The organism is Ktedonospora formicarum (assembly GCF_016587355.1).
Taxonomy (GTDB): domain Bacteria; phylum Chloroflexota; class Ktedonobacteria; order Ktedonobacterales; family Ktedonobacteraceae; genus Ktedonobacter; species Ktedonobacter formicarum.
The window spans coordinates 644387-666205 of the sequence record NZ_BNJF01000004.1; the positions used below are offsets into that span (position 1 = coordinate 644387).

General features: G+C 53.0%; 17 protein-coding genes and 2 pseudogenes. 9 read left to right on the forward strand and 10 right to left on the reverse strand.

Annotated elements, in window-relative coordinates; translation table 11 throughout:
• The first annotated feature begins 1151 nt into the window (after positions 1–1151).
• A complete protein-coding gene (locus K3T82_RS34550; RefSeq protein WP_220198044.1) occupies positions 1152–1385 on the forward strand; it encodes a hypothetical protein in 234 nt (77 codons plus the stop codon).
• 561 nt (positions 1386–1946) lie between these two features.
• On the opposite strand, the gene K3T82_RS34555 is transcribed toward K3T82_RS34550, so the two are convergent.
• Complete coding sequence (locus K3T82_RS34555) at positions 1947–2351, reverse strand: transposase (RefSeq protein WP_220198045.1); 405 nt, start codon at positions 2349–2351, stop codon at positions 1947–1949.
• Positions 2278–3648, reverse strand: coding sequence for an ISL3 family transposase (locus K3T82_RS34560; protein WP_220198046.1), 1371 nt, complete (start codon positions 3646–3648; stop codon positions 2278–2280). Before K3T82_RS34560 ends, K3T82_RS34555 begins: the two co-directional genes overlap by 74 nt.
• On the opposite strand from K3T82_RS34560, the gene K3T82_RS49340 reads away from it, so the two are divergent.
• From K3T82_RS49340 to K3T82_RS34580, 4 genes and pseudogenes are all read left to right on the forward strand, one after another.
• Entirely contained in the window at positions 3643–4227 is a 585-nt protein-coding gene (locus K3T82_RS49340) for a transposase (RefSeq protein ID WP_220198047.1), read from the forward strand. The two genes, K3T82_RS34560 and K3T82_RS49340, sit on opposite strands and share 6 nt — an antisense overlap.
• Positions 4228–4687: 460 nt before the next feature.
• Positions 4688–5200 (forward strand): hypothetical protein, encoded by a 513-nt coding sequence (locus tag K3T82_RS34570; RefSeq protein ID WP_220198048.1) that lies wholly within the window; start codon positions 4688–4690, stop codon positions 5198–5200.
• Positions 5201–5319: 119 nt separating this feature from the next.
• Entirely contained in the window at positions 5320–6681 is a 1362-nt protein-coding gene (locus K3T82_RS34575; protein ID WP_220198049.1) for a transposase, read from the forward strand.
• Positions 6682–6901: 220 nt separating this feature from the next.
• Positions 6902–8065: pseudogene (locus K3T82_RS34580) on the forward strand (RNA-guided endonuclease InsQ/TnpB family protein).
• Positions 8066–8269: 204 nt separating this feature from the next.
• Here the strand turns inward: K3T82_RS34580 and K3T82_RS34585 are convergent.
• The 3 genes from K3T82_RS34585 to K3T82_RS34595 all read right to left on the reverse strand — a co-directional run bounded on the left by K3T82_RS34585 (position 8270) and on the right by K3T82_RS34595 (position 12008).
• Positions 8270–8674, reverse strand: a complete 405-nt coding sequence (locus K3T82_RS34585) for a nuclear transport factor 2 family protein (RefSeq protein WP_220198050.1) — start codon at positions 8672–8674, stop codon at positions 8270–8272.
• A gap of 126 nt (positions 8675–8800) precedes the next feature.
• A complete protein-coding gene (locus K3T82_RS34590) occupies positions 8801–10639 on the reverse strand; it encodes an ATP-binding protein (protein ID WP_236031750.1) in 1839 nt (612 codons plus the stop codon).
• A gap of 154 nt (positions 10640–10793) precedes the next feature.
• A complete protein-coding gene (locus tag K3T82_RS34595; RefSeq protein WP_220198052.1) occupies positions 10794–12008 on the reverse strand; it encodes an RNA-guided endonuclease InsQ/TnpB family protein in 1215 nt (404 codons plus the stop codon).
• Between the two features lie 631 nt (positions 12009–12639).
• On the opposite strand from K3T82_RS34595, the pseudogene K3T82_RS34600 reads away from it, so the two are divergent.
• The 3 genes and pseudogenes from K3T82_RS34600 to K3T82_RS34605 all read left to right on the forward strand — a co-directional run.
• Positions 12640–13470: pseudogene (locus K3T82_RS34600) on the forward strand (RNA-guided endonuclease InsQ/TnpB family protein); the annotation flags it as partial.
• 73 nt (positions 13471–13543) lie between these two features.
• Positions 13544–13807, forward strand: coding sequence for an RNA-guided endonuclease InsQ/TnpB family protein (locus K3T82_RS50355; protein ID WP_420799370.1), 264 nt, complete (start codon positions 13544–13546; stop codon positions 13805–13807).
• Between the two features lie 534 nt (positions 13808–14341).
• Positions 14342–14836: a ubiquitin family protein gene (locus K3T82_RS34605; protein WP_220198054.1), complete on the forward strand. Its 495-nt coding sequence runs from the start codon at positions 14342–14344 to the stop codon at positions 14834–14836.
• A 738-nt stretch (positions 14837–15574) separates the two neighbouring features.
• On the opposite strand, the gene K3T82_RS34610 is transcribed toward K3T82_RS34605, so the two are convergent.
• Genes K3T82_RS34610 through K3T82_RS34620 form a run of 3 tightly spaced genes read right to left on the reverse strand, consistent with a single transcriptional unit; the run spans position 15575 to position 17713 of the window.
• Entirely contained in the window at positions 15575–16279 is a 705-nt protein-coding gene (locus tag K3T82_RS34610) for a hypothetical protein (protein WP_220198055.1), read from the reverse strand.
• Between the two features lie 29 nt (positions 16280–16308).
• Positions 16309–17142 (reverse strand): hypothetical protein, encoded by an 834-nt coding sequence (locus K3T82_RS34615; protein ID WP_220198056.1) that lies wholly within the window; start codon positions 17140–17142, stop codon positions 16309–16311.
• A complete protein-coding gene (locus K3T82_RS34620) occupies positions 17135–17713 on the reverse strand; it encodes an RNA polymerase sigma factor (RefSeq protein ID WP_220198057.1) in 579 nt (192 codons plus the stop codon). Before K3T82_RS34620 ends, K3T82_RS34615 begins: the two co-directional genes overlap by 8 nt.
• Before the next feature lie 989 nt (positions 17714–18702).
• Here K3T82_RS34620 and K3T82_RS34625 point away from each other — a divergent pair.
• Positions 18703–18945, forward strand: coding sequence for a hypothetical protein (locus K3T82_RS34625; RefSeq protein ID WP_220198058.1), 243 nt, complete (start codon positions 18703–18705; stop codon positions 18943–18945).
• 291 nt (positions 18946–19236) lie between these two features.
• Here the strand turns inward: K3T82_RS34625 and K3T82_RS34630 are convergent, their stop codons facing one another.
• Positions 19237–19824 carry an RNA polymerase sigma factor gene (locus tag K3T82_RS34630; protein ID WP_220198059.1) on the reverse strand — a complete coding sequence of 196 codons (588 nt, stop codon included), beginning with the start codon at positions 19822–19824 and terminating at the stop codon, positions 19237–19239.
• 431 nt (positions 19825–20255) lie between these two features.
• Complete coding sequence (locus tag K3T82_RS34635) at positions 20256–21488, reverse strand: PAS domain-containing sensor histidine kinase (protein ID WP_220198060.1); 1233 nt, start codon at positions 21486–21488, stop codon at positions 20256–20258.
• Positions 21489–21819: the final 331 nt, after the last annotated feature.

The following is a 21819-nucleotide window of genomic DNA, read 5'->3' on the forward strand; positions in this document are numbered from 1 at the left end:
AAAAAGAGCAAAATATGATCTTTCGCTTAGGGGATTTCAAGCAACCTGATCGTGATGTCTCGGCAACATGTCTGTGTATGCTCCTCGTTGAGATGCTTTCAAGCATTCCTCTTGAGAGAAAGGAAAATGAAAAATCTCACTTCGAGGCATCTTGGATAGTTGCAGCATAAGATCACAGAGTATACTGCTTGCTTGCGGCTTGGTAGACAGCATCAAGGACCTATTGTTCTCATGAGTATACTGAAGGCAGGCGAGAAAACAGCCAATGCCATGAGAGCCACCGCATTTCCGCGCATTCTCGCCTCGCTTTTTATGATGAGGGTACGAAGTGATTTTGTCATTCCTCTGTCTTTCCTTGAGAAGGAAAATACAATTCATTGCATCTACTGCATCTAGCGCTTCATATATAAAGAAGAGAGTTATTTCAGCACCATCACAAAGAGCGTTTCTTCCCTATCTCATCTGAACAAGCACAACTTATCATCTATCGCTCATGCCTGCCATGTCTGTGTACCACGCGTGAGCATCTCATGCTCGCATTCCTCTGAGCCGTTGCGATACTCCTGGATACCATTTGTAGTCTTGCCCATCGTATCGGCTATTCTGGCTCAACACGTGAAGCTTTCGACGTATTATCGGCTGAAAATCAATGTGCCTTCACAAGGGAAACGATACTTCTCCAACACATTAGAAGGGGATTATGTGTTAAAAAACAATGCATTTTGCCATTTTTCCATGAAGCCTCAAACTGACAGGAGTTAAGGCAATGCCTCCCGACCATATCCATTCCAGTCATTCTGCATAAATCTTTTGATATTGACCATTCACGCCCCCTCGTTTCGCAATACCAGCTCAATCTCCTTCTCGCCCTGTCAATTGATGTTGAGTCTATGCAGATGGCGGCACAAAAGCGAAGCGATCCATGTGCAACATGTCTCGTCACACCTCATTCTCCCATCACAGTACATTCAGATATTATTATAGATGTTTTACGATAATTTCATAGTAAATGGATAAAAAACAGTATAAAGAAAATAAGGATGAGTCATCGGCTTTCTCCAGAAGCGTCATGAAGATGAAATTTTTGTGGTATGGTATTTCAAGATGTTGTGACAGCGTCTCGCAAGAGATCAAAGAAAGTGGAGGGAACCATGGATCTTGTTGAGCAGAGGATGACGCTCTTTCGGCACTATCGAGAAGTGTTTGGGGATTTGGTGAGTGATGGTGTATATCGGATGAATGAGATTATCATGCTTGTTAATGGGATGAAGGGCAAAGTGATCTGGAAGTATCGCAGTCATGGAGATGATGTGATGTATGTCTTGGAAGATGATCTCTGTTTTGTGATTGGAATCACCGCTGAGGGGATTGCAGGGAGAGCATAGCTTCTGCTGTTTCGGTGGTTCTGAGAAAAGAGGATGCTCTGCATCATATACATGGGAATGAAAGAAGCGATCTTCGCTATAATTCTCTCGCAAAAAAATCCTCAAAAGATGGATTTGGTCCGCCTGAGATTGTAGAGATATCTCTTCAGTGAGTCATGGTGAGAAGGACGAGGAGGAGCAGATTTGCCTCTCTATTCTTCTCACCATACACTCCTAGAGCCTGATCCCTAACAGCTCTGCCAGGTCTTTTGTCAGCCTTTCTAGGTCCCTGGCAACTTCGGGTCGCATCAGATGACGAAAATTCCAGCACACCATATCTCTCAGTCATAGACACGTCATGCCCATGTGAAGACGAATCTTCTTTCAATGTACACAGAGACTCTCTTGCATATGAGCCGAACTTGATGTGCTATTTTCGCCATTTTTCTCATGTGTTGCCGTCTTATCCACATAACGATCTTTCGGTAATTAAGTAGGCAGTGAGAAAGAAGAAGCCATGAAAAGCCACGTGGCTTTGTCAAGTCCCCATTTTCTTGGTTCTCCCGCACTTGTCGTGCTCAGTTATGCAGCCGAGAGAAGTACTCGTTGGCGTAATAACTCAAAGCTGCCTCGCCCGTACATCGAGCCCTTAATATGTTTGAGCTTGTTGACAAACCCTTCAGCCATTCCGTTGTTGTAAGCCAAAGAGCATGCAGCAAGGAAGGCAGGCTGTTCTTTTTGGATTCCGAGGGCAAAGGCTTCCAGTTCTGAGATCCCTGATTGGGAGCAGATACTGATCCAGGCAGCGGCCTCCTCACCCTGTTTGTTCTTCATGAGTTGGAGAAGTTGTCGGGTCAACTGATACGCTAGTTCCAGTTCTTTTTCCTGGCGAATGAAGGCAAGAGACAGCTGGTCATGGCTTTCTACATGCGCCGGGTCTTTGACAAAGAGAGAGGAAAGTTGGCGAGCCGATGGGAGGTCGCCCACTGGTTCTCCAGGACCCTCCTCCTGGGAAGCGGGTACAAGATGTGTTTCTCCATCCAATTCTGTTGTGGGGTGAGAGGTTTCTGGCTCTGCTGGCCTTCCCCAATCCTCTTGCGCATTGGCGTAGTTCGTACCGGCGAGGAAACAGTCCTTGTGCTTGTAACCATCGGAGCACCGTCCTGGGATTGCCTGAGAAGCCTTGTTCATGGATTTCCCGGTAGAGCTGTTGCGCATTTTGGCATCCCTGGGCACACCGTTCTCGCAGGTAGGCCGTGTAGGGAGCAATGAGCTTGCCAGTTCCAGGAGACGGTGACCGTGGATGGCGTTCGGGAAAGCTCTCGGCGTCCAGGTACTTGTAGACTGTTGTTCGTGTCAGATGGGCCTGTCTGGCAATCTGGGTTATCGAGAGTCCTTGTTGGGAGTACGAGAGCACTTCTTCGTAGCGGGCAAGGCGCTGCCCACGTGCGGCATCAGAGGTTGCCTGTTCGTGGATCGTGCGCGGCTTTTTGCGCTTCTTGAAGGGGGTCGATGGCTTCTGGAGACGTTGTTCGAGTTCGGAGTAGAGGCGGCTGACAACGCGTTCGAGAGCCTCGCGCCAATTTTTGATCACATGCCATCGATCCATGACCTGCTGGGCTTCTGGTGCTCCAAGGTGTGCTCCACGAGCATATTCCCTCGAACGATCTCGGCTGATCCACTTCACACCTGGATGCGCTCGTAGCCAGCTCGCCAGGGTTTCCGCCGTTCGATCAACCAGAAGATCAACGACCTGGTGACGCTCCCAATCAATGAGCAGCGTCCCATACTTCATCCCTCGACGAAATGCAAAATCATCCACGCCAAGGATCTCAGGGACGCTACTTTCCACGATGGGGCTTGTCTTGGCCAGACGCAGGAGGGTATCAGGACTCACCGATGTTCCCACAGCTTTAAGCAGTCGTGCTCCTGGTTCGCCTCCACTCTGAAGAGCGAAGACCGTCCACAAAAGCGTTAACCGAAACGTTCGCCGAGAAGTATGACCCACGAGGTTGGGCAATGGCTCAACAAACGTCTGCTTTCTGCACGCTGTGTTCTGGCAGCGAAAGCGTCGCACCCGAAGGCGCAGTCGAACCGTCTGACCGCTGATGGGCAAATCACGTGGACAGCGCTGGTAATAGCTATGAATACGATGTGAAATCTGTTGGCAAGCAGGGCAGTGGGCCTGTTCCTTCTGGGAGGTCGCACAGATTGTCAATTTTTCTTCGGTAGCGACCACTTCTGTCACCGTAAAACCTGGGAAGAAAAAGGGAATGGAATGCAAGAAAAGGCTCCTGATGAAGACAAATGTTCGTTCTTCTTTCTTTACGAACCAGTAACCCAAAAGTTGAGCACGACAAGTGCGGGAGAACCATTATATCAGGTACTCGACAAGCCAAGAGGCTTCAAACGGGTTGAGCCAACTCCTGAAACCATTGCCACCAAGAAAGATGCGCAGGTGAGGCGTCCACCAACAGCGCTTCAAGTGGCGCGCTGGATGACCTTTACAGAGGAACAGCGACTGGACTGGCAAAACGCCTACTTGGCTCGCCTTTGTGAAGCTGACCCGATGATTGCTCAGACGTTCACGCTGCTCCAAGCATTTGCCACCATGCTTCGGGAGCGCCAAGGAGCACGATTAGATGCCTGGCTTGCCCAGGTTGAAGAGCAGGAAGTCACCGAGCTGAAAAATTTCGCGCGGGGTCTGCAAAAAGACTACGACGCGGTCAAAGCGGGACTCACACTCCCCTGGTCTCAGGGCCCGGTTGAGGGGCACATTCACCGATTGAAGTTGCTCAAGCGCCAGTCCTATGGCCGGGCAGGTTTCCAAACCCTGCGAAAGCGGGTGCTGCGACGCGGCTAAAAATGTCTCGCTAGGCGAGCACATCTTTGAATCATCAACTTTGCGTTAGACCCTTCTTATACCTCAGCAATATTCTTCATTTTTCTTGTTAAGTTGACAATACCGCTCATACTTTGCATCTCTATAAGATCTTGCATTATAGTATCTAGCAGAGCTATCGGTTGCCACCACTGATCCATTCATGTGGGCGTGATGCAAGTTGCGTTCGCAAGGTGGCCGGGTTCTGGTTCATACCCGCTGGTTCTCCCGCCTGTCTTGATCGCTGAGATTTCGCGGAGGATAACGGTCGAATCAGGACTGAATTGGCCAGTTCAGTCACAATGATGAACCTCTGCTCGCTCGCTCTTTCTGAGCATACACTGCAGGCAGGTTAGGCCAACCGATGTGCTCAACTGCAAGCAAGGTCACATTCACCGCAAGAGCTTGGTGCTCTTGCTCGACCCGAAAGGGTAAATCGGCCATGGCAGTGCAAGTGAAATTTCTCAATGGGGAAACGAAGCGGTTCGACGTTGCCCCCAACGGGCAACTCTCATTGAACAACCATCAGGTTCTGATCACCGAGAAAGAACAAGAAGTCAACCTCACTTTCGGCGACTTCAAGGGTGCCATCACCCCTGCTCGCCGAATCCGCGAGTACAAGATGGGTCGCCAACAGCTCACTGCTGTTGCGCTGGGCGGCAAGACATACATCAATTGGATGCCGCCTCTCCTGTTCCTGCGTGAGGAGGGGGATCTCTTTCGTTGTCCCAGGGGAGGCGATTTGCAACCAGGCAAGATACCGCCTCTTCGAGACGGTATCTTGCAGATCATTCCACCTGAACTGCTGGGCAATGCCCAGCGTCAGGGACGGGGGGACTTGTTCGCTCCATTCCTGCAATCCGGAGCGGCATTCAGTCCGCTACGAGGAACGGCTGCGAAACCGTTCCTCGTCCGTCGGCTCCTTGGAAGCCAAGGGCAACTCGTCCGACCGTGAGTGAACTCTGAGCACATCGAAGCATGACTCATCCCGAATTTTGAGGGAGATGAGGCAAAAAGGAACCTCCTGAGATAGACTGTGTTTAACCACAAACGCAAACTATCTCGGAGGTTCCTTTGTTAAAGCAGTATGACACAAAAGCGGTAGCCTCTCAAGAGATTGCCATCGCATCAGAGGCGGTAGCTCTCCGATTGAAGGCCTTGCTTGCTCCCTTACTGGCCGTTTTAGATCAGCAGATCGATCTTCGGCTGGTTCGAACCTTTCTTTCAACCATTGCGATCATTCTCACCTTCCGCAATCAACGACAAGGACTCTTACTCAGTGAATTAGGCGCATTTCTGACCTCACCGGCTCATGCTCCCGCAGGAACGAAACGGCTCAGCAACCTGTTACGATCCAAGAAGTGGGATGCTCACCTTATCGAGTCTTTTCTCTGGCGACGAGCAGATACTCAACTAGATGCGTTAGAACAACAACACGAGCGAGCGCTCTGCATCTGGGATGGGAGTGTGCTCGAAAAGGCTGAAAGCCAGTCCATTGAGGGACTGAGCCCGGTTCGTTCGAGTAAAGCACGTCGTTTACGTCGTGTAAGGCCAGGAGTCTATAACCAAATGAGCGGTCCTCCCATCGTCGTTCGAGGGCTGGAGTGGACAGGGGTCTTGCTTGCGGGAATCAGGACCTTGCCAACGGTGGTGAGTATGCAATGGTGGAGTCGGCGAGGTGCGCAAGCCACCACACAACACGAGGTAGAAACGAGCTTACTCGAATGGCTTGCAGGAGCCTGGGGAGAGCGGGTATTGCATGTCTTTGATCGAGGCTATGCCAGTCGGACGTGGTTAGCAGCCTTACAGGAAGCAGAAGTGCGTTTTCTGATCCGCTGGAAGAAAGGGCATGTGGTTCGTGATGGCGCTGGGCAAGAATGCAAGATCTGGCAACTCATTCGAGGCAAGCGAGCCCAGCACCATCGCCTGATCTGGGATACGCGAGCACAAGCATTGCGCCCTTACGGCCTCAATATTGTGCCAATGCGACATCCTGGATATGCCTGTCCATTGTGGCTCGTTGTTGCACGCCCAGGCAATGGACGCGAGCCCTGGTATTTGGTCACCAATGAGCCTGTTGTCACCTTTGAGCAGGGCTGGCAGTTGGTGTTTGCATATGCACGCCGTTGGCAAATTGAATTGACTTTTCGTTACAACAAATGTGAGTTGGGAATGGAGAGCCCCCGTGTCTGGAAGGGGGAAAATCGGCACAAATTGCTTTTAATGGTGACCTTAGCGTATGTCTTCTTGCTCTCCTTAATGCATCCTTTCCTCTTCGACTTACGCCAATGGCTCCTGCGCCACTGGTGTCATCGCACAGGGAAGCGGTACCGCCAGGTGGCGGTACCGCTTTATCGACTTCGCTGGGCCATCAGCGCTCTCTGGCAAGCCTCTGACCCTCGTCCTTTTTTCTTTATCCCTCAAAATTCGGGATGAGTCATGCCGTCTTCCAGGCGTGCTCGAGGTGAGATGGGAAATCGACCAACGCGAGGCCATACCAGTCTCCTTCTTCTAAAAGGAGAATGCAACTGTTACCGAAAAAGTAGGAAAAAGGGATCAATCATGTGCAAGGCGCCACGCTTTCGGGCTGCTTGACAGATGAGAACATTTGCTCTACAATAATGAAACCAACAGGCAGGAGAAAGAGCAGAACCGCATGATTCGCGCCCATAAGATCAGACTGCATCCCACCTCAGAACAGGCCAACGCCCTTGCACGCGCCGCAGGGTGGCTCGCTTCGTGTGGAATTGGGCGCTGGCTGAGTGGAATCGGCAGTACGAAGCCCAGGAGCAACCAACTGCCCTCAAGCTCAAGAAGCAATTCAACGCGATCCGACGAGCATCCTTCCCCTGGACCTGGGATGTGACCAAGAACGCCTCTGACCAGCCCTTTCTTGATGTGGGCAAAGCCTTTACGGCGTTCTTCGAGGGGAAGGCTCACCGCCCGAAGTTCAAGAGCAAGAAACGCAGCAAGCCGAGCTTCTATCTTGCCAACGACCAATGCAAGATCAGAGATCATCGCCTCTGGGTGCCCAAGCTCGGCTGGGTCAATATGGCCGAGAATCTGCGCTTTCAGGGAAAAGTCCTCGGGGTACGCATCACCAGAACCGCCGAGTGGTGGTTTGTTTCCATCCAGGTCGAACTTCCGGACACGATCCCGATGGAGAAAGCGGCAGCGGTGGGCATCGATGTTGGACTCAACCGCCTGGCAACCTTGAGTACGGGAGAGCACGTCGAGAACCAAGCCTTTCTCACAACCGCGCTGGGGAAGCTGCGCCAAGCCAACAAACGCCTGCATCGTCGGAAGATGGGATCGCGCGAATCGGGACAAAGCGCGCAGAAAGGTGGCACGCCTGCACGACCAGATCGTCTGCTTGCGCCAGGATGTCCTTCAGAAGCTCACGACCAGGCTGACGGAGAGTTATGGAATCATCGGGGTGGAGAACCTGCACCTCAAGGGATTGCTCAAAAACCGACGTCTAGCGCGCGCGTTCTCCGACGCTTCGCTAGGCACGCTGGTGCGTCTGCTGGAAGCCAAAGCCACCCAACGAGGTGGACAGGTAATCAAGGTCGATCGTTTCTTTCCTTCCAGTAAGACCTGCCACGGCTGTGGATGGACCTGGGATGAGATGAGCCTCAAGGATCGCCTCTTTGTGTGTCAGAATCCCTCCTGCTCGTATGTTCATGTTCCCCAGGATCGCGATCACAATGCTGGACACAATGTCTTGCAAGAAGCCCTTCGCTTGATCGGGCTCGTTGATCAAGCCGTCTCCGGTACTGGCTCGGACGAAGACGCAAACTTGGCTGTGGACGCGGGGTAAGACCAAAAAGACCAGCTGGTCTTGAGGCACCTACGGAGGAAGCAGCAACAACAAAAGATGGAGGAAGGCGATGCTTGCAGACGTTTTCCCACATTCATTGGAGCAGAGAAGAGATATCTGGTCAACAAGGTTGTAGCGAGGAGCGAGATGGAGATCGCTGGTGTGGAAGGCAAGGTTGTGTTACACGTATCCTGGACCTTCCTCCTAATGGGATTCATTCTGATCAATGGCGGTCTGCACCAACGCAGAATCAACATAGGCGCGCACTTCAACAATCCGATCATGGGCAAAACGGCAGACCCAGCAGTACGTATTGTGAAAAGGCTTCCCGTCCAGGGTCGTGGATGTCGACACGAATTCCACGATGGTTGTATCATCTGCATTGTACAAATGCTGAACGGTTAACTTGACTCCATCACGCATAATCCTATCAAGACGATCAAATGTATGCGCGAGAAAATCTTTCTTTGTGCGATATCGCCCGGCAAGCGGATGTGTTCCCATCACGGTCCAATCCACCTGGTCATCGACATGCTCAAAGAAAGCCGCTGAGTCATGTTGTAGTTTTGCGAAAATCTCAGCACGATCGCTATTCTTTTGTTTTCCCATATTCTCAGCCTTTTTGTGTCTTGTGAAGGAGCCTGTCTCAATAATGTAAAACTAACTATAGCCCTCTCTGCCAAGATACCTCATTTCACTCCTCACGCAAGAGTGTTTCCCAGCATCCGACGTTCCTCAAGGTGGTGTGATGGGCACAGTCAACCAGAACGTGGCTCCCTGGCCAGGAGCACTCTGGACCCCAACGCTCCCCTCCTGCCGTTCCATGAACACCCGGCACAAATACAGAGGCAATCCCCAGCTCAGATCCAGTCTATGTTGGACAGCACTGCCTTTGGTGCGATAGAAGCGGTCCCACAGATGATCGAGATCCTCTCTCGCAATGCCTGCTCCCTCGTTGTGGACGGAGACACGGGCGAGCGCTTCCTCCACCCGTACATGCACCTCGACAGGCCGCCCTGGAGGAGAAGCGGTGCATGCATTTGTCAAGTAGGTGGTGAGCACGTACGTGATCCGCCCGGTATCGGCGAGGATGGGCACGCCTTGTTCCAAAGGCGGAACATCCAGCACGATAGGGTGCTCTGGCGCAGCGTGTTGCTGCCTAGCCACCACCTCTCTGAGCAGGGTGACGAGATCCTCAGGGCGCAAAGAGAGGGTGAGCGTATTGGTTTGGATACGCGCATCATCGATCACGTCATTGATCATTCGCTGCTGAAGCTGGGCACTCTGTGACGCTGAGGCTAAGGGTTGTTGAACATGGGCAAAGGGTTCGCGGATCTGAGTAGAAAGAGGAGGGAGTTGCTTTTTTAAAGTCTCCAATCGGCGCTGTGCTACTTGCAGATTGCCCATGATCCCTGTCAGTGGGGTGCGCAGTTCATGGGCGGCCAGGGTCAGAAAGTCGCCAGCCAGGCGACGCACTTCGCGCTGGGCAAGCGCTTTCTTCTGTTGTTCTTCCTGTGCGGAGAAACAGTGGATGCCCTCAATGAGCAGCATGGTCTGCGCGGTGACGGTTTTCGCCAGCGCGATCTCCTCTGGCGTGTACACTCTCTCCGAACTCGCTTTGACGACAACCAGATACCCAACCCACTGCTGCTCCAGAAACAGAGGAATGAACAGGAAGGTCTCGGAGCCAGGAAACGCGGGGTGAAGATGCGCCGGAACAGGCAGGTGTTTCCCGAGACGTTCAATGGTGTGCAGCTCATCCTTCGCCAGCACCACCTCCTGGTTGGCGCCCAGGCGAGCGCATGCCGCGTCGCCAAGCAATTCTAAGGGATGGAAGAATCCCCCGATGTCTCGCTGGTACTGTTCTTCTTCAACGGTCAAGCCACTGCCTGCGACAAAATACAGACGGCCCGTGCGACGACCGAACGCGAGCATTTTCACCCGGAGACAATCCAGGACAGACCGGATGACATCCACCACCTGCTGGGCCACGAAGAGCACTGGCGGGGAGAGGAGGAAGGTTTCTTCCGGCAAAACATGATCCTTCTGCTCCGGAATATGCGCAATCGCGGTGAGCAGGTCCACCATGGCCTCCTGGACCCGTTGGAGATGGGAGATCTCAGGCCAACACTGGATGACCGAGATGGTTCCTTCCGCGTCGCGCCCGTGAGCACCCACGGGAAAGGAACAAACCGTGACAGAGACATTGCGCCCCGAAGGCAGATGTAGCAGTAGCGCCTGTGCTGGCGAAGAGGCTCCTGTTTCGGAAGCTCGGGCGAAGTTCGTCAGCCATTGCTCTCTCGAAACGAATGATGGCTGCTCATCAGTGCGGATGTAGGAAGTGAGAAATTGCTGAAAGTCTCTTCCCTGGCAGTGGGTCTCGGAACTCACTTCAAAGAGCGTGCAAGCAGCGGCATTGATCCGGACAATGCTCTGGTTGCGATCACACGCAATGAGACCCTCCGGGAAAGACTCCCACATGGCTTCCCCCCAGTTGAACCGCTTGTGTGCTCCCCTCAAAGGACGAGCATGAGGAATGGGCTTTTCACCCTGTTTCGGTTTGCGCGGTATCATATGGTACATCTTTTCCGTTCTCCGAAATTGACCCAAATATGGACAGGCCATACCCAGCATTCGGTTCCTGCTTCAGTGCAGAGAGCGAGCCTTTCGCTCGTCTTACCCCTGCTTCACAGGCGTCACTTCCCGCAGAACTTGCGGTACGCCATGTTTATTGTGCCAATGCTGCGAGATTGTTGGCGGCATTGGCATCTCGATCCTGGACGTTTCCACACTCCAGACAGACAAAGACCCGATCTGAAAGGGTGAGCGCCTCATTGACCCAGCCACAATACGAACAGGTTTTTGAGGAGGGTTCCCAGCGCGAGGCCAGCAGCACCTGTACCCCTGCCTGTTCGGCTTTGTACAGGATTTGCCGCTTGAACTCGTACATGCCCACATCCGCAATGGCTCGAGCCAACCGGCGGTTCTTGAGCATGCCTGCAATGTTCAAATCCTCTAGGACAATCACACGCGGCCGCTCTTGATCAGGTTTGGTTCTCGCCACAATCTGAGCGGTCGCTTGGTGCAAGGCATTGTTACGTACGTTCGCGATCCGGGCATGCATCCGCGAGAGACGCAGCTTGGCTTTCTGGCGATTGCGTGATCCTTTGGCTTTGCGGCTATGGCGTCGTGAGGCTCGCTTGAGTGCCGTGATCTTCTTGCGCAGCGCCTTGGGGTTCTCGAAGGTGCGCCCATCAGAGAGGGTCGCCAGCCGCTTGATCCCCAGGTCCACCCCAATCACGTCGCCTGTGGCTGGCTGGGAGTCTTTCGCTTCCTCGTGCACACAGATCGAGACATACCATCTGCCTGCGTGCTCACTGATGGTGGCACTGCTGATCTTGCTGTTCAAAGGGAAATAGCCATGCTCTTTGAGTCGTAAGAGCCCCAAACGGGGCAACTGGATGGCATCAGGAGACACCCGAATGCTCCCGGTGAAGCGAGCACCACCGATGGCTTTCTTCTGGCTTTTGTAGCGGGGATAGCCACACGTGCCTTTCCATGTGCCCTCTTTCTTGAGCCGGCACTTGCGAAAAAAGTGCTTGAAGGCCTGATCCAGATCGCGTAGCGCCTCCTGGAAGGCGCATTTGCTGACCTCATACGCCCAAGGAATCTCACTGTGCTTCAAAGCATTGATCTCGCGATGCAGATCAATGGCGCTTGGGGTGGGCTGACCTGCTTTGTAGCAGGCTTGCTTACGTCGCAAACCATAGTTGTACGCCCAGCGAGCGGCCCCGGCATGTTTGCGACAGAGTGTCTTTTGCGCGTTATTGAGATCAAGTTCTCCTCGGTAGCCACGTACCATCTTCTGCTCTTCTTCCTCTGCGATGAATGTAGAACAAATATACCACAAAGTCGCTGCTGTTTCAAGGGAAGGTCTGTCCATGTTTGCCCTTTTTTGTCCCTATTCTTGAAAACAAATTATGCCCCTCAAAACTCTTTCTAACAATGCTCCATCGCTCTCCAGGCTGAGAAAAAAACAGTCGACTATTGATGAGTTTATCTGATTGATTTGTCTCAAACCAGGATGCATACCTCGGCCAGGTAGACTGCTGCTGATCCAAGCATAATCTTTTTCGCGAAGAGCCTGCAAGCGTGACAGGAGCTGCATCTGATCGTCTCCGTGCAAAGGAGCCGTAGCTGATCAGCTCATTTACCATTACACGCTGGTAAGCTCGGCAGCCAGGTTGTCTCCACAAAGGTCCATCGGGGAGAACTGACAGGATATCAGGAAACGGCACAAGCTCCAGAGACAGCGAAGCGCCTTTGAGTGGTTCCTTCAGTTGACACAGCAGGATGGTGGAGAAGCTGGTTTATCTTCCCAGCTTGTCGGAGAACGCTTGTCGGAGAATGCACATTCTCGGTCAAGTCCCTCCCATCCTCTAAAAAGGGACAGAATTAGTTTTCATTTCTTGAGACAGATGGAGGCAAATAATGACATCTCTTCCTCCCCTTGCCAAAGCTGTGGTTTTCTGGTCTATTTGTTCTACTTTGGATACAGAGGAGGCGGAAAACAGATGGCACGTGGGTATCGGGTCGAACTTGACCTCAACAACACCCAACAGACGCTTTGCCGCAAACATGCCGGAGCCGCTCGTTGGGCGTACAACTATGGTTTGCGACGTAAGCAAGCCTGCTACAAAGCAGGTCAGCCCACCCCAAGCGCCATTGATCTGCATCGCGAGATCAATGCTTTGAAGCACAGTGAGATTCCTTGGGCGTATGAGGTCAGCAAATGCGCCTTCCAGGAGGCGCTACGCGATCTGGATCAGGCCTTCAAGCACTTTTTTCGCAAGTGCCGGCTCAAGAAAGAGGGCACATGGAAAGGCACGTGTGGCTATCCCCGCTACAAAAGCCAGAAGAAAGCCATTGGAGGATGCCGCTTCACAGGCACCATTCGGGTCTTTCATGATGCTATCCAGGTCCCTCGCCTGGGAGTCCTTCGGCTCAAAGAGCATGGCTATTTGCCCACCACTGTCAAGATCACTAGCGCAACCATCAGCGAGAAAACTGGCAGATGGTCTGTGTCGATCTGTGTGCACCATGCGTCCCATGTAGATGGTTTACCACTTCTGGGAGAGGAAGAAGAAGGCCCACGACCAGCCACAGGCGAAGCCATTGGCGTTGACCTGGGGGTAAAAATGCTGGCAACGCTTTCTGATGGACGGACCTTCGAGAATCCCAAGGCATTGCGCAAGAAGATTCCCGCCCTCAAGCGAGCCTCGCGACGTCACAGTCGCAAGCCCAAAGGGAGTGCCAATCGCCAGAAAGCGCGCATGCGACTTGCCCGGATGCACGCTCGTATCGCCCATGTTCGCCAAAACGCCTTGCACCAAGCGACCGCTGAGATCGTGGCGAGAACCCGCGCCCGATCAAGAGCGGCCGCGTGTGATCGTCCTCGAGGATTTGCATATTGCAGGTATGCTCAAGAACCGCAAGTTGGCCCGAGCCATCGCCGATGTGGGGATGTACGAGTTCAAGCGGCAGATCCTCTACAAAGCAGAACAGGCAGGGATCAAGGTGCTGCTGGCTTCCCGTTGGGAACCCTCTTCAAAAACCTGTTCGTGTTGTGGCTGGATCAATGAGGCGCTGACGCTCTCTGATCGGGTCTTTGCCTGCCTGGAGTGTGGAAGTGTCCTAGATCGAGACGCTAACGCCGCCAGAAATTTGGTGGCGTTGGCCTGATGAAAACAGCGTACCGCACGTTCTGCGGGAAGTGACGCCTGTGGAGCAGGGGTAAGACGAGCGAAAGGCTTGCTCTCTGCATTGAAGCAGGAACCGAACACGAAATGTGGCCTGTCCACGTTTGGGTCAGTTTCGGAGAACGGTGAGTGTGAGGCTTGGCCCAGCAGTGATCACCCTATTTATGGAAGGAACTGGTTTGCTTCTAACGTTGTCAAGCGTTATACTAGAATGAATGTGATCGGTTCGTCACCAATCGAGAAAGTGTCAGCTTGCTTGTTTGCGAGTGGGCATGGTGACCGGGTTCTAGGGTTCGTCCCCGTAGGCTGTTCCGCGTCCTTGAACGTTGAGGCATCGCGGAGGAGCAGGAGGAGCCGCGAGATGAGTGGGCCACTCGTCTCATCAGATGAACCGCCTTCCAACGTCTGCTCTTCGTGGCAAGCGTGGAAGGAGAGAGGCCAACCGATTGCTCAGCAAGGTCCCATTCGCTGGAAGGATGCGTAGTGTGTCCTTCCCCAACCCGGAAGGGTTGATCACGTGAGCGTGAAACGGGTAACGTTCAAGCTCATCGACGGCACGTCGGTGACGATGGTCATCAATGACCGCCAGCAGCTCGTGTACAACGGCAAGATGGTGAACATCGACGCCGAGAGTGGTGGTCTTGTTCTGAGCCAGGACGAGAACGTGTTCCTGGTGAAGAACCATCCGACCAGCGAGATCAACGTCAGGGTCGGACACCGGATGTTCCGGGGAGTGAAGGTCGGCAGGTCGACATACCTCTCCACCATCTGGGGGCCGCTCGCCCTCTGGAGGCCCGACGGCACGGCCATCGTCTCCCGCACCAACGCGCTCGTGGTCGAAGACGCACAGAACCTGCCTGACCCCATCCGGGGCGTCACGTTCGTGGTGGGCTCGTACGTGGAGGTGCCGGCGACCCGAACGGATGTGTTCACTCTGACGGAGCCTCTGTTCAACGAGACGTTCCTGCTGCCGGCAATGTACCTGGGGATGGGCTTCTACCCCAAGGACTGACTGGCGGACGAGGCAAGACTGAGCAAGACAGTTCGCAGGACGTCGCGCATGCGTGCGCGGCGTCCTGCGCCTGCGTTTTGGGGCATTGAATTGTCCCTTATCAAGGCGGCTATCTTAACGCAGGGCCAACTAGGTTCGCCACAGGGCTAGTGGAAGAGGTAAGTTCCTTAGCGTGCGTTTTTGAGCCCTGACTCAATTTTGATGTGTTCTTAACTGGCGATCAGCTTACTTCGGTCATAAGTTGAAAGGAAATGGAAGGAACCAACTCATGACCAGTGCATTGCGCTCACCCGATCCTGAACATCTACAGGTCCTTGAGATGGAAGGAAGAGATGAGGCCATTGTTGTGCATGCGACAACCACCAGCAAAGGGGCTCTCTGCCCACGTTGCCAGCATTCTTCTGAGAGAATCCACTCTCACTCTGTCCGCACCCTTGCAGATCGCCCTTGTTCTGGGCTTCCTGTTCGCTGGTACATTCAGGTTCAAACGATACAAATGTCTAAATACATCATGTTCTCGTAAGATCTTTGTCGAGCGGCTTCACCCTGATGCTCCAGCTTATGCACGACGATGGCTACGGCAGAAAAGCTTGCTCCTTCAGATCGCTTTTGCTCTGGGGGGCAGGCCAGGGGAGCGACTTCTTCATCACTTGAGCCTGTCTCTGAGCAAAGCGGTATCGCAGCCAGAGAAAGATGCATCACTTGCTGAACAAGATCGTCTGGCGGTGGACTATTCTTTCACAAGACCAGATGTTGACGCAGAAACGCATCGATGGGAGTGCTTGGGGGCACGCGAATGCCCGCTGGGGCGAGAGAATACGCAGGGAAGAAAACGGCGGCGGTAATATCAAGCAGTTGGGGAATGGAACTGACGAGAAACAGAGGCAAAATCCAGATGGGGAGGATGGCGAGAGAGGCAATGACACGCTGACCGCGTGTGAGTGTCATACAGGCCAACACGAAGGTCGCACCAAAAGTGATTGGGGTCAGCACCAGCCAGACCCAGCCAATGAGATAGGGTTGTGCCCCCAGTGGCGCATAGAAGAGGGGTGAGAAGATCAGGAAAGCGTGCGTACCAGTAGGGAGTTGATCTACCATGAGCGCGGAAAGCAGCCCAGAACCAGCGAGGAGGGGCAGGCTCATCAATCCAGCCAGGTATTTGCCACAGACGTAACCAGGAGTGGCAACAGGCGTGCTCAGGATGATCCCGTCCAGGCGTTGCACAGAATCACGGTGGATCTGATTTCCAGTGCCAAAAGCCAGGATGAGCGACATGAAGAAACCGGTGATCCCCAGGTGCGCCCAGGTTGACCAAGGTTCGCTCCGGTTACTGGAGGCGCATAAGGCTCCAATGATGAGCATGACCAATACCATGAGCCAAGTGACCCAATTGAGCCAGGTCAGCCTGAATTCAAGTTTCATGATAGTCCAGAAGTTATACATACACAATCCTTCCACTATTTTTCATAGTTCTAAAAAGCGCAGAAGCGCTGCCATTTTGGGGCACTGAGAAAGAGTACGGTCAGAAGCAGGAGACTGAGTAAAATCGTTACCAGGTGGCACGAGAACGAGAACGTATCCTGCGGGAGAGAGAAGAGCACATTCGTCACACCTGACCCATCTTGCTCAGTCAGAGCAAGTACGCCCAGAAGCAGCCAGGGCACACCCCCGATCAGCGCAGCCAGACGCACACTGCGCAGGAGCGCGAGAGGGAGCGAGATGGCAGTGAGCAACAGCAGTGGGGTCAGCCAGGCCAGCAATAAATTCCAGAACGGTGCCCAGCTTGCCAGAGCAAAGCCAAGCGTTGCAGCCAGGCCAAGCAGGCTATCGAATGCCAGAAGAGCCATACCCATACCCATGCCTGTTTGCACAAAATTGGCCGGGTAGCTTGCCTCAACGGCCCGTAATCCAGCCGACAATGTGCGTAACCCATAGGCGAGACCAAGCACGGACGCCAGAGGGAGCAGGAGAATCAGAAGGGTAATGAGATCAGAGACCGTGAGAAACCGGGCCAGGAGGATGCCAGCCAGGAGAAACACGGCACCAATCATCCAGAACCATCGACCAAGCAAATACACGCGCCAGCGAGCCAGCACAAGCATATGCCAGGGATAATCGTTGCTCTCATCGCGCATTTCTTGGGTCTGAAAAGCAGCCTCCGTCAGAAGCGTGTGAAGTAATTGCGCAGTCTCGGCTGAGGACGGATGTGGAACCGGTTGAGCTCTATAGCTCCTGGCAACAGCTTGCAGATCGGGGGAGAGTTCATCGCCCTGTATGGGAGTCTGGTCGAACGAATGGCTATCCATGGTGTTGTCCTCCTTGTGTGCTCTCCGTGTGGCTGATGCTTTCCTCCAGATGAGCACGCAGCAGGCGGAGGGCAGTGAACGTCCGGCTTTTGACGGTACCAGGGGGAATCGAGAGAATGGCCGCAGTTTCCAGGATGCTTAACTCCTGCCCAAAGCGCAAACTGAGCACCTCGCGTTGTTCAATGCTCAAATGCGTGAGTGCTTTGTGCAGGGTATCGTGTCGCTCCCAGCGCTCAAACCATTCCGCTGGATCTGGTTCGCGGGCCTGCATGACAGGCATCTCAGCGCGTAGTTCGACACGGCGAGCATAGGCGCTGGTATGATAGTTGCAAGCCAAATGATGAGCAATGGTATAGAGCCAGGGGCGAAAGGGACGCGGATAGCAGTAGCTCTTCGCATCGCGGATCAGCCTGATGAATGTCTCCTGAACCAGATCTTCCGCCAAGTGCATATCCGTCAGGACACGATAGAGATGTGCGAGTAAAGGAGCATGATACCGCTGGACAAGCATCTCCAGTGCTCGTGCATCACCGTGCTGCCAGGCACGGAACAAATCTTCATCGGTGAACATCGCAAATCCCATATCCTATAAAAAAATGGTGAAGGCAACAATCTTTGCTCTTCTCTCTCTACTACCGGACAGAAGGAGAAAAGGTTCATCTTGTCCAGAGTCTAGAAGTGGAGGGACTACCTAAATGGGAGACCAATGGTTCACCCAGGCTCTGAGCTATCGTCAGAGCGTCTGCAACGAGTTGCGAGAAAAAGATGTGCTTTTCTGGTATGGAGAGAGACCAGAGGCTTGTGGAGAGGAAGAATTCTTGAACAGTCTCAAAAAACGTACCACAATCAAAATGTCATTTTCTGCGAGATGAGATGAGTCTGTGACACTCACCGCAGAGGTTCTATGAACATCAGCGCATTGTGCATATCTCATCTCTTGTATTACTCAAAGCTCGCTTGTTTTTCTGAAAGCGCTTCGAACATCGCTTGTTTGGTTAGGGTTTGCCTTCAGAAAAGGCACGACCTTTGGAGGCCATGGTATGGAAAGGGAAGGAATAGGTGTGGGCTTCACCACTCCTCCTTCCCATCATGCGCTCCTAGATCGTGATCCCCAAGATCTCCGCCAAGTCGCGTGTCAACCTTTCTAGGTCCCTAGCAACTTCGGGCGACATCAGATGACTAAAATTACAATACACCATATCCATGTATGCAAAAATTTTATACAGAACCCTTAATTACCCATATGAAAAATGAGCACGGGAAGCTACGCGAACACGGCGCTTTTCGTCATAACCCATACATGACGAGATCGTTTAGCAGGGGACATTACGCCTCTTGTCCCTTGCCTGCAAATGCCAGAAGACCATCGGCCAGGCCCTCAGCCCATTGACCCGCTTGTAGTAACGGATTGTTGCCTGGATTCTCCCTCACGCAAAAAACTTGTCGCACCCTACGTGGGAAACATTGACGAAACGGAGAATGCGGGAGTACAATGCTCTGCGGTGGAAAGGGGAAACGGACAATCCCCCTTGTGAAGCGTGTTCAACAGAGAAGGGATGCATGATACAAGAAAACATGGAACAGATTCAGCAAGAGGCATTTGCGCAAGGCCAGCAGATGAGACAGTGGCATAACCAACAACAGCGTGTTGTTAGTAATGAGGCCCTCGCCATCCTGGCTGCGGACTTTGCACAGATCTCTCTCTTTCAATCTAATCAACGTATGAATGTCGTCGCTGTACATGAACGTGCCGGTGTGTGCATAAGAGCTTTTCTGGAGGGCTACCGCTCTCGGCGTCCGTAAGGTATGCGCAGAGAAAGAATATGGGACAGAGGAGGCGCTCCATTCTTGGCACTAGCCACATTTCACAGCGTCACATCCACAGATTATCGCCCCAAACCGATAGCTACCGGGTATCAGGTCGTGCTGTGCTCACGCAACGCGCAAGCGCAGTGCACCGTCAAGTAAGCGGTCTTGCATGGTCTCGCTCTCGTCACGTATGCAGAGGCGATACCATCTGCCACCTACTCCCTCAATGAGCTGCTGAGAACGGTCATGCTCCCTGCATTGACCGCCCTCGTCCCGCATTCACCCTCAACGTTGCTGACGGGACTGCCCTTGTTCGTTCAGGAACGTTCTCGCCCGAAACAGGTGGGCCTTGACGGTGCGGATTGGGAGGGAGAGAACCAAGGCTATTTCTTCATAGGTCAATGCTTGAAGATAGCGTAGGATCAAAACCACGCGAGAGATGGTTGGTAACATGGACAGATCCTCTCTCTCGATCGTGGTCTGCTGGGACCGTCTTTCCTGTCGATAGGTAGCGTGCCACTTTGACTGCCACCCTTGTCCTGGTGTTTGCTGTTTTTGCTGTTGTATACACTGTTGATAGGTCAAGCGCAAGAGCCAGAGAGAAAAGGGAGCATCTCTCGGGAGCAAAGGGAGCGCCTTCCATGCTGCCAGGAACGTTTCCTGCGTGAGGATACTGGCTTCCTCAGCATCCTGCAAGATGTAGAAAGCAAGCGTAAAAATAGGGCGTTGATATTTGCGCACAAGGAGGGCAAATGCTTCCTGATCACGGTGTTGACTGGCTTTGATGAGGGAAACGTCGTCCTGCGCCCAGAGCGAGGTGGGAGATCCAAGAGAGACCTGGGCAGATTGAGATGAGCGTATGTTGTTCTTCATATCGAACGTTTGTGTGCATACAGGTAACGAGAGATACGAGCGAGACCTCTCAGCAGTGTTGCAACGTTAGGAAATAAGCAACACTCCGACCAAAGACAGGAGAGGAGGCGCTTAGCGCCCGCTGATCTGTTGTTGTGTTCATACACACGTTTCTCTCTCAGCGTTACGTGTGTTGCTTTCCTCCGTGGAGATGAATTGTGACCATTGCGTGCGTGTTTGGTAGCGTTCCTTGGGTGCTTCTCTCTTCAGAAGCATCAAGGCAAGGCCTCCATGGTCTCTCGGCAGCAAGGTCTTGCATCTCGTACAACAAGCCTATGCACCGATATTCTGCCAGAATAGCGTGATTGTAGCATTCCAGCACGGTTGCTGTCAACAGTTGGTCCCCTTTTTGGGGCATCTCTTCGACCTTCATGGTGCGTAGTTCCCTCAGCTCAGGAGTCCGTTCTCTCAACCAGGGGGAGGGTGAACCAGAACGTGGAACCATGCTCAGAGGAGCTCTCGACCCCTACTTCACCACCCTGTCGTTGAATAAGCTGTCCGCAAATATATAACCCCAGACCAAGGTTGACGCCTGTTCCACTTTGGACGGTGATTCCTTCGGCACGATAGAAACGTTCCCAGATCTGTTTTTGTTGTTGCGGAGTGAGGCCCTGCCCTCTATCAGTGACAGCTACGCGCACTCGATGCCCTTCTTTCGTGACCGTGATCACCACAGGTTGGCTGGCTCTCGAATATTTCAGGGCATTCGAGAGGTAATTGGTCACAACTTGCCCTATGCGATCCGCATCTGCAAGGATCAGTAGCTCTTCTTCTCTCATCTGTAGGGAGATGGTGCGCATTGGGGCAATGGTACATTGGTCATCCACGGCTTCGCGTACAATCGTGGTCAAGTTGCAGGAAGCAAGATGGAGTTCTAAGCCATTGGCTTGCAGACGTGAGATATCAAGAAGATCATTCACCAGCCGAGTCTGCACTCGTACCTGTCGCTCCACTCGCTCAAGGGCCGTTTGCATCGAACTGATTGTGGCGTGGAGTTCAGGATATGGCGTGGCATTCTCGCTCAATTGCGCGAGGCGTCGGCTCACAAGCTGAAGATTCCCCTTGATAGTGGTCATGGGGGTTTGTAATTCATGGCCGGTAATGCCAATAAACTCATCCATGCGCCGAACCGTTTCACGCAGCACCAACTCGGTTGCATGAGCAATGGCCTGCTCTTCAAGAAGCCGCTCACGTTGGGTAATATCGCGATTTATCTCTACAATAGCCAGGAGACGCCCGGAAGATGGACGACGAATCAGCCCCTGACGGCTTTCCACAATCACCTCTCGTCCATCACGACACGTGTGGGTCAGTGTGCCTTCCCATTGGCCTTCCTGGATAAGCAGGGCTTCGACAGCTTCCAGTGAATGCGAAAAGCGTGGCTGAAGCAGGGTATGAGATGTTTTTCCCACAGCTTCTTCTGCACTCCAGCCGTAGAGTTCCTGTGCGCCTCGATTCCAGGAAAGAATCACATCATGAGAGTCACGAATGAGAACTGCATCATGGGCACGTTCGAGCAATTGTGCCTGAAGTTGAATCACGTTGTCGAAAGAGGCGTCCATATCACCGGGATGATACTGAGGTGAAGAAGAACCATCATCGTCATTCTGAGCAGCTTTCCACATCTGTTGCAGGGGAACTCCTTTCTTTGAGCAGATACCCAATCTCAGGGGCAAGAAGGAAGAGACAGGGCCTGGCCCTGCCTCTTCTTCCCGCATCCGTATGCCTCATCGTGTGGGATACAGAGCAGGCAGGCGCGAAGAGAGGTGTGCATCACAAGCAGATATGACTCTCCTGAGGTCCTGACCATGCTGTTACTCTTCTGCGCCTTACAAACAAGTACAATACCTTTTGAGGACATGGACGAGATTCCGTTGGGTCTTCTTCTCGTCAATCGCTCGGGAAAGCATCCCTCATTTCCCGCTCTAGTATAGCACGGAGTGTTTCCACTCCGTC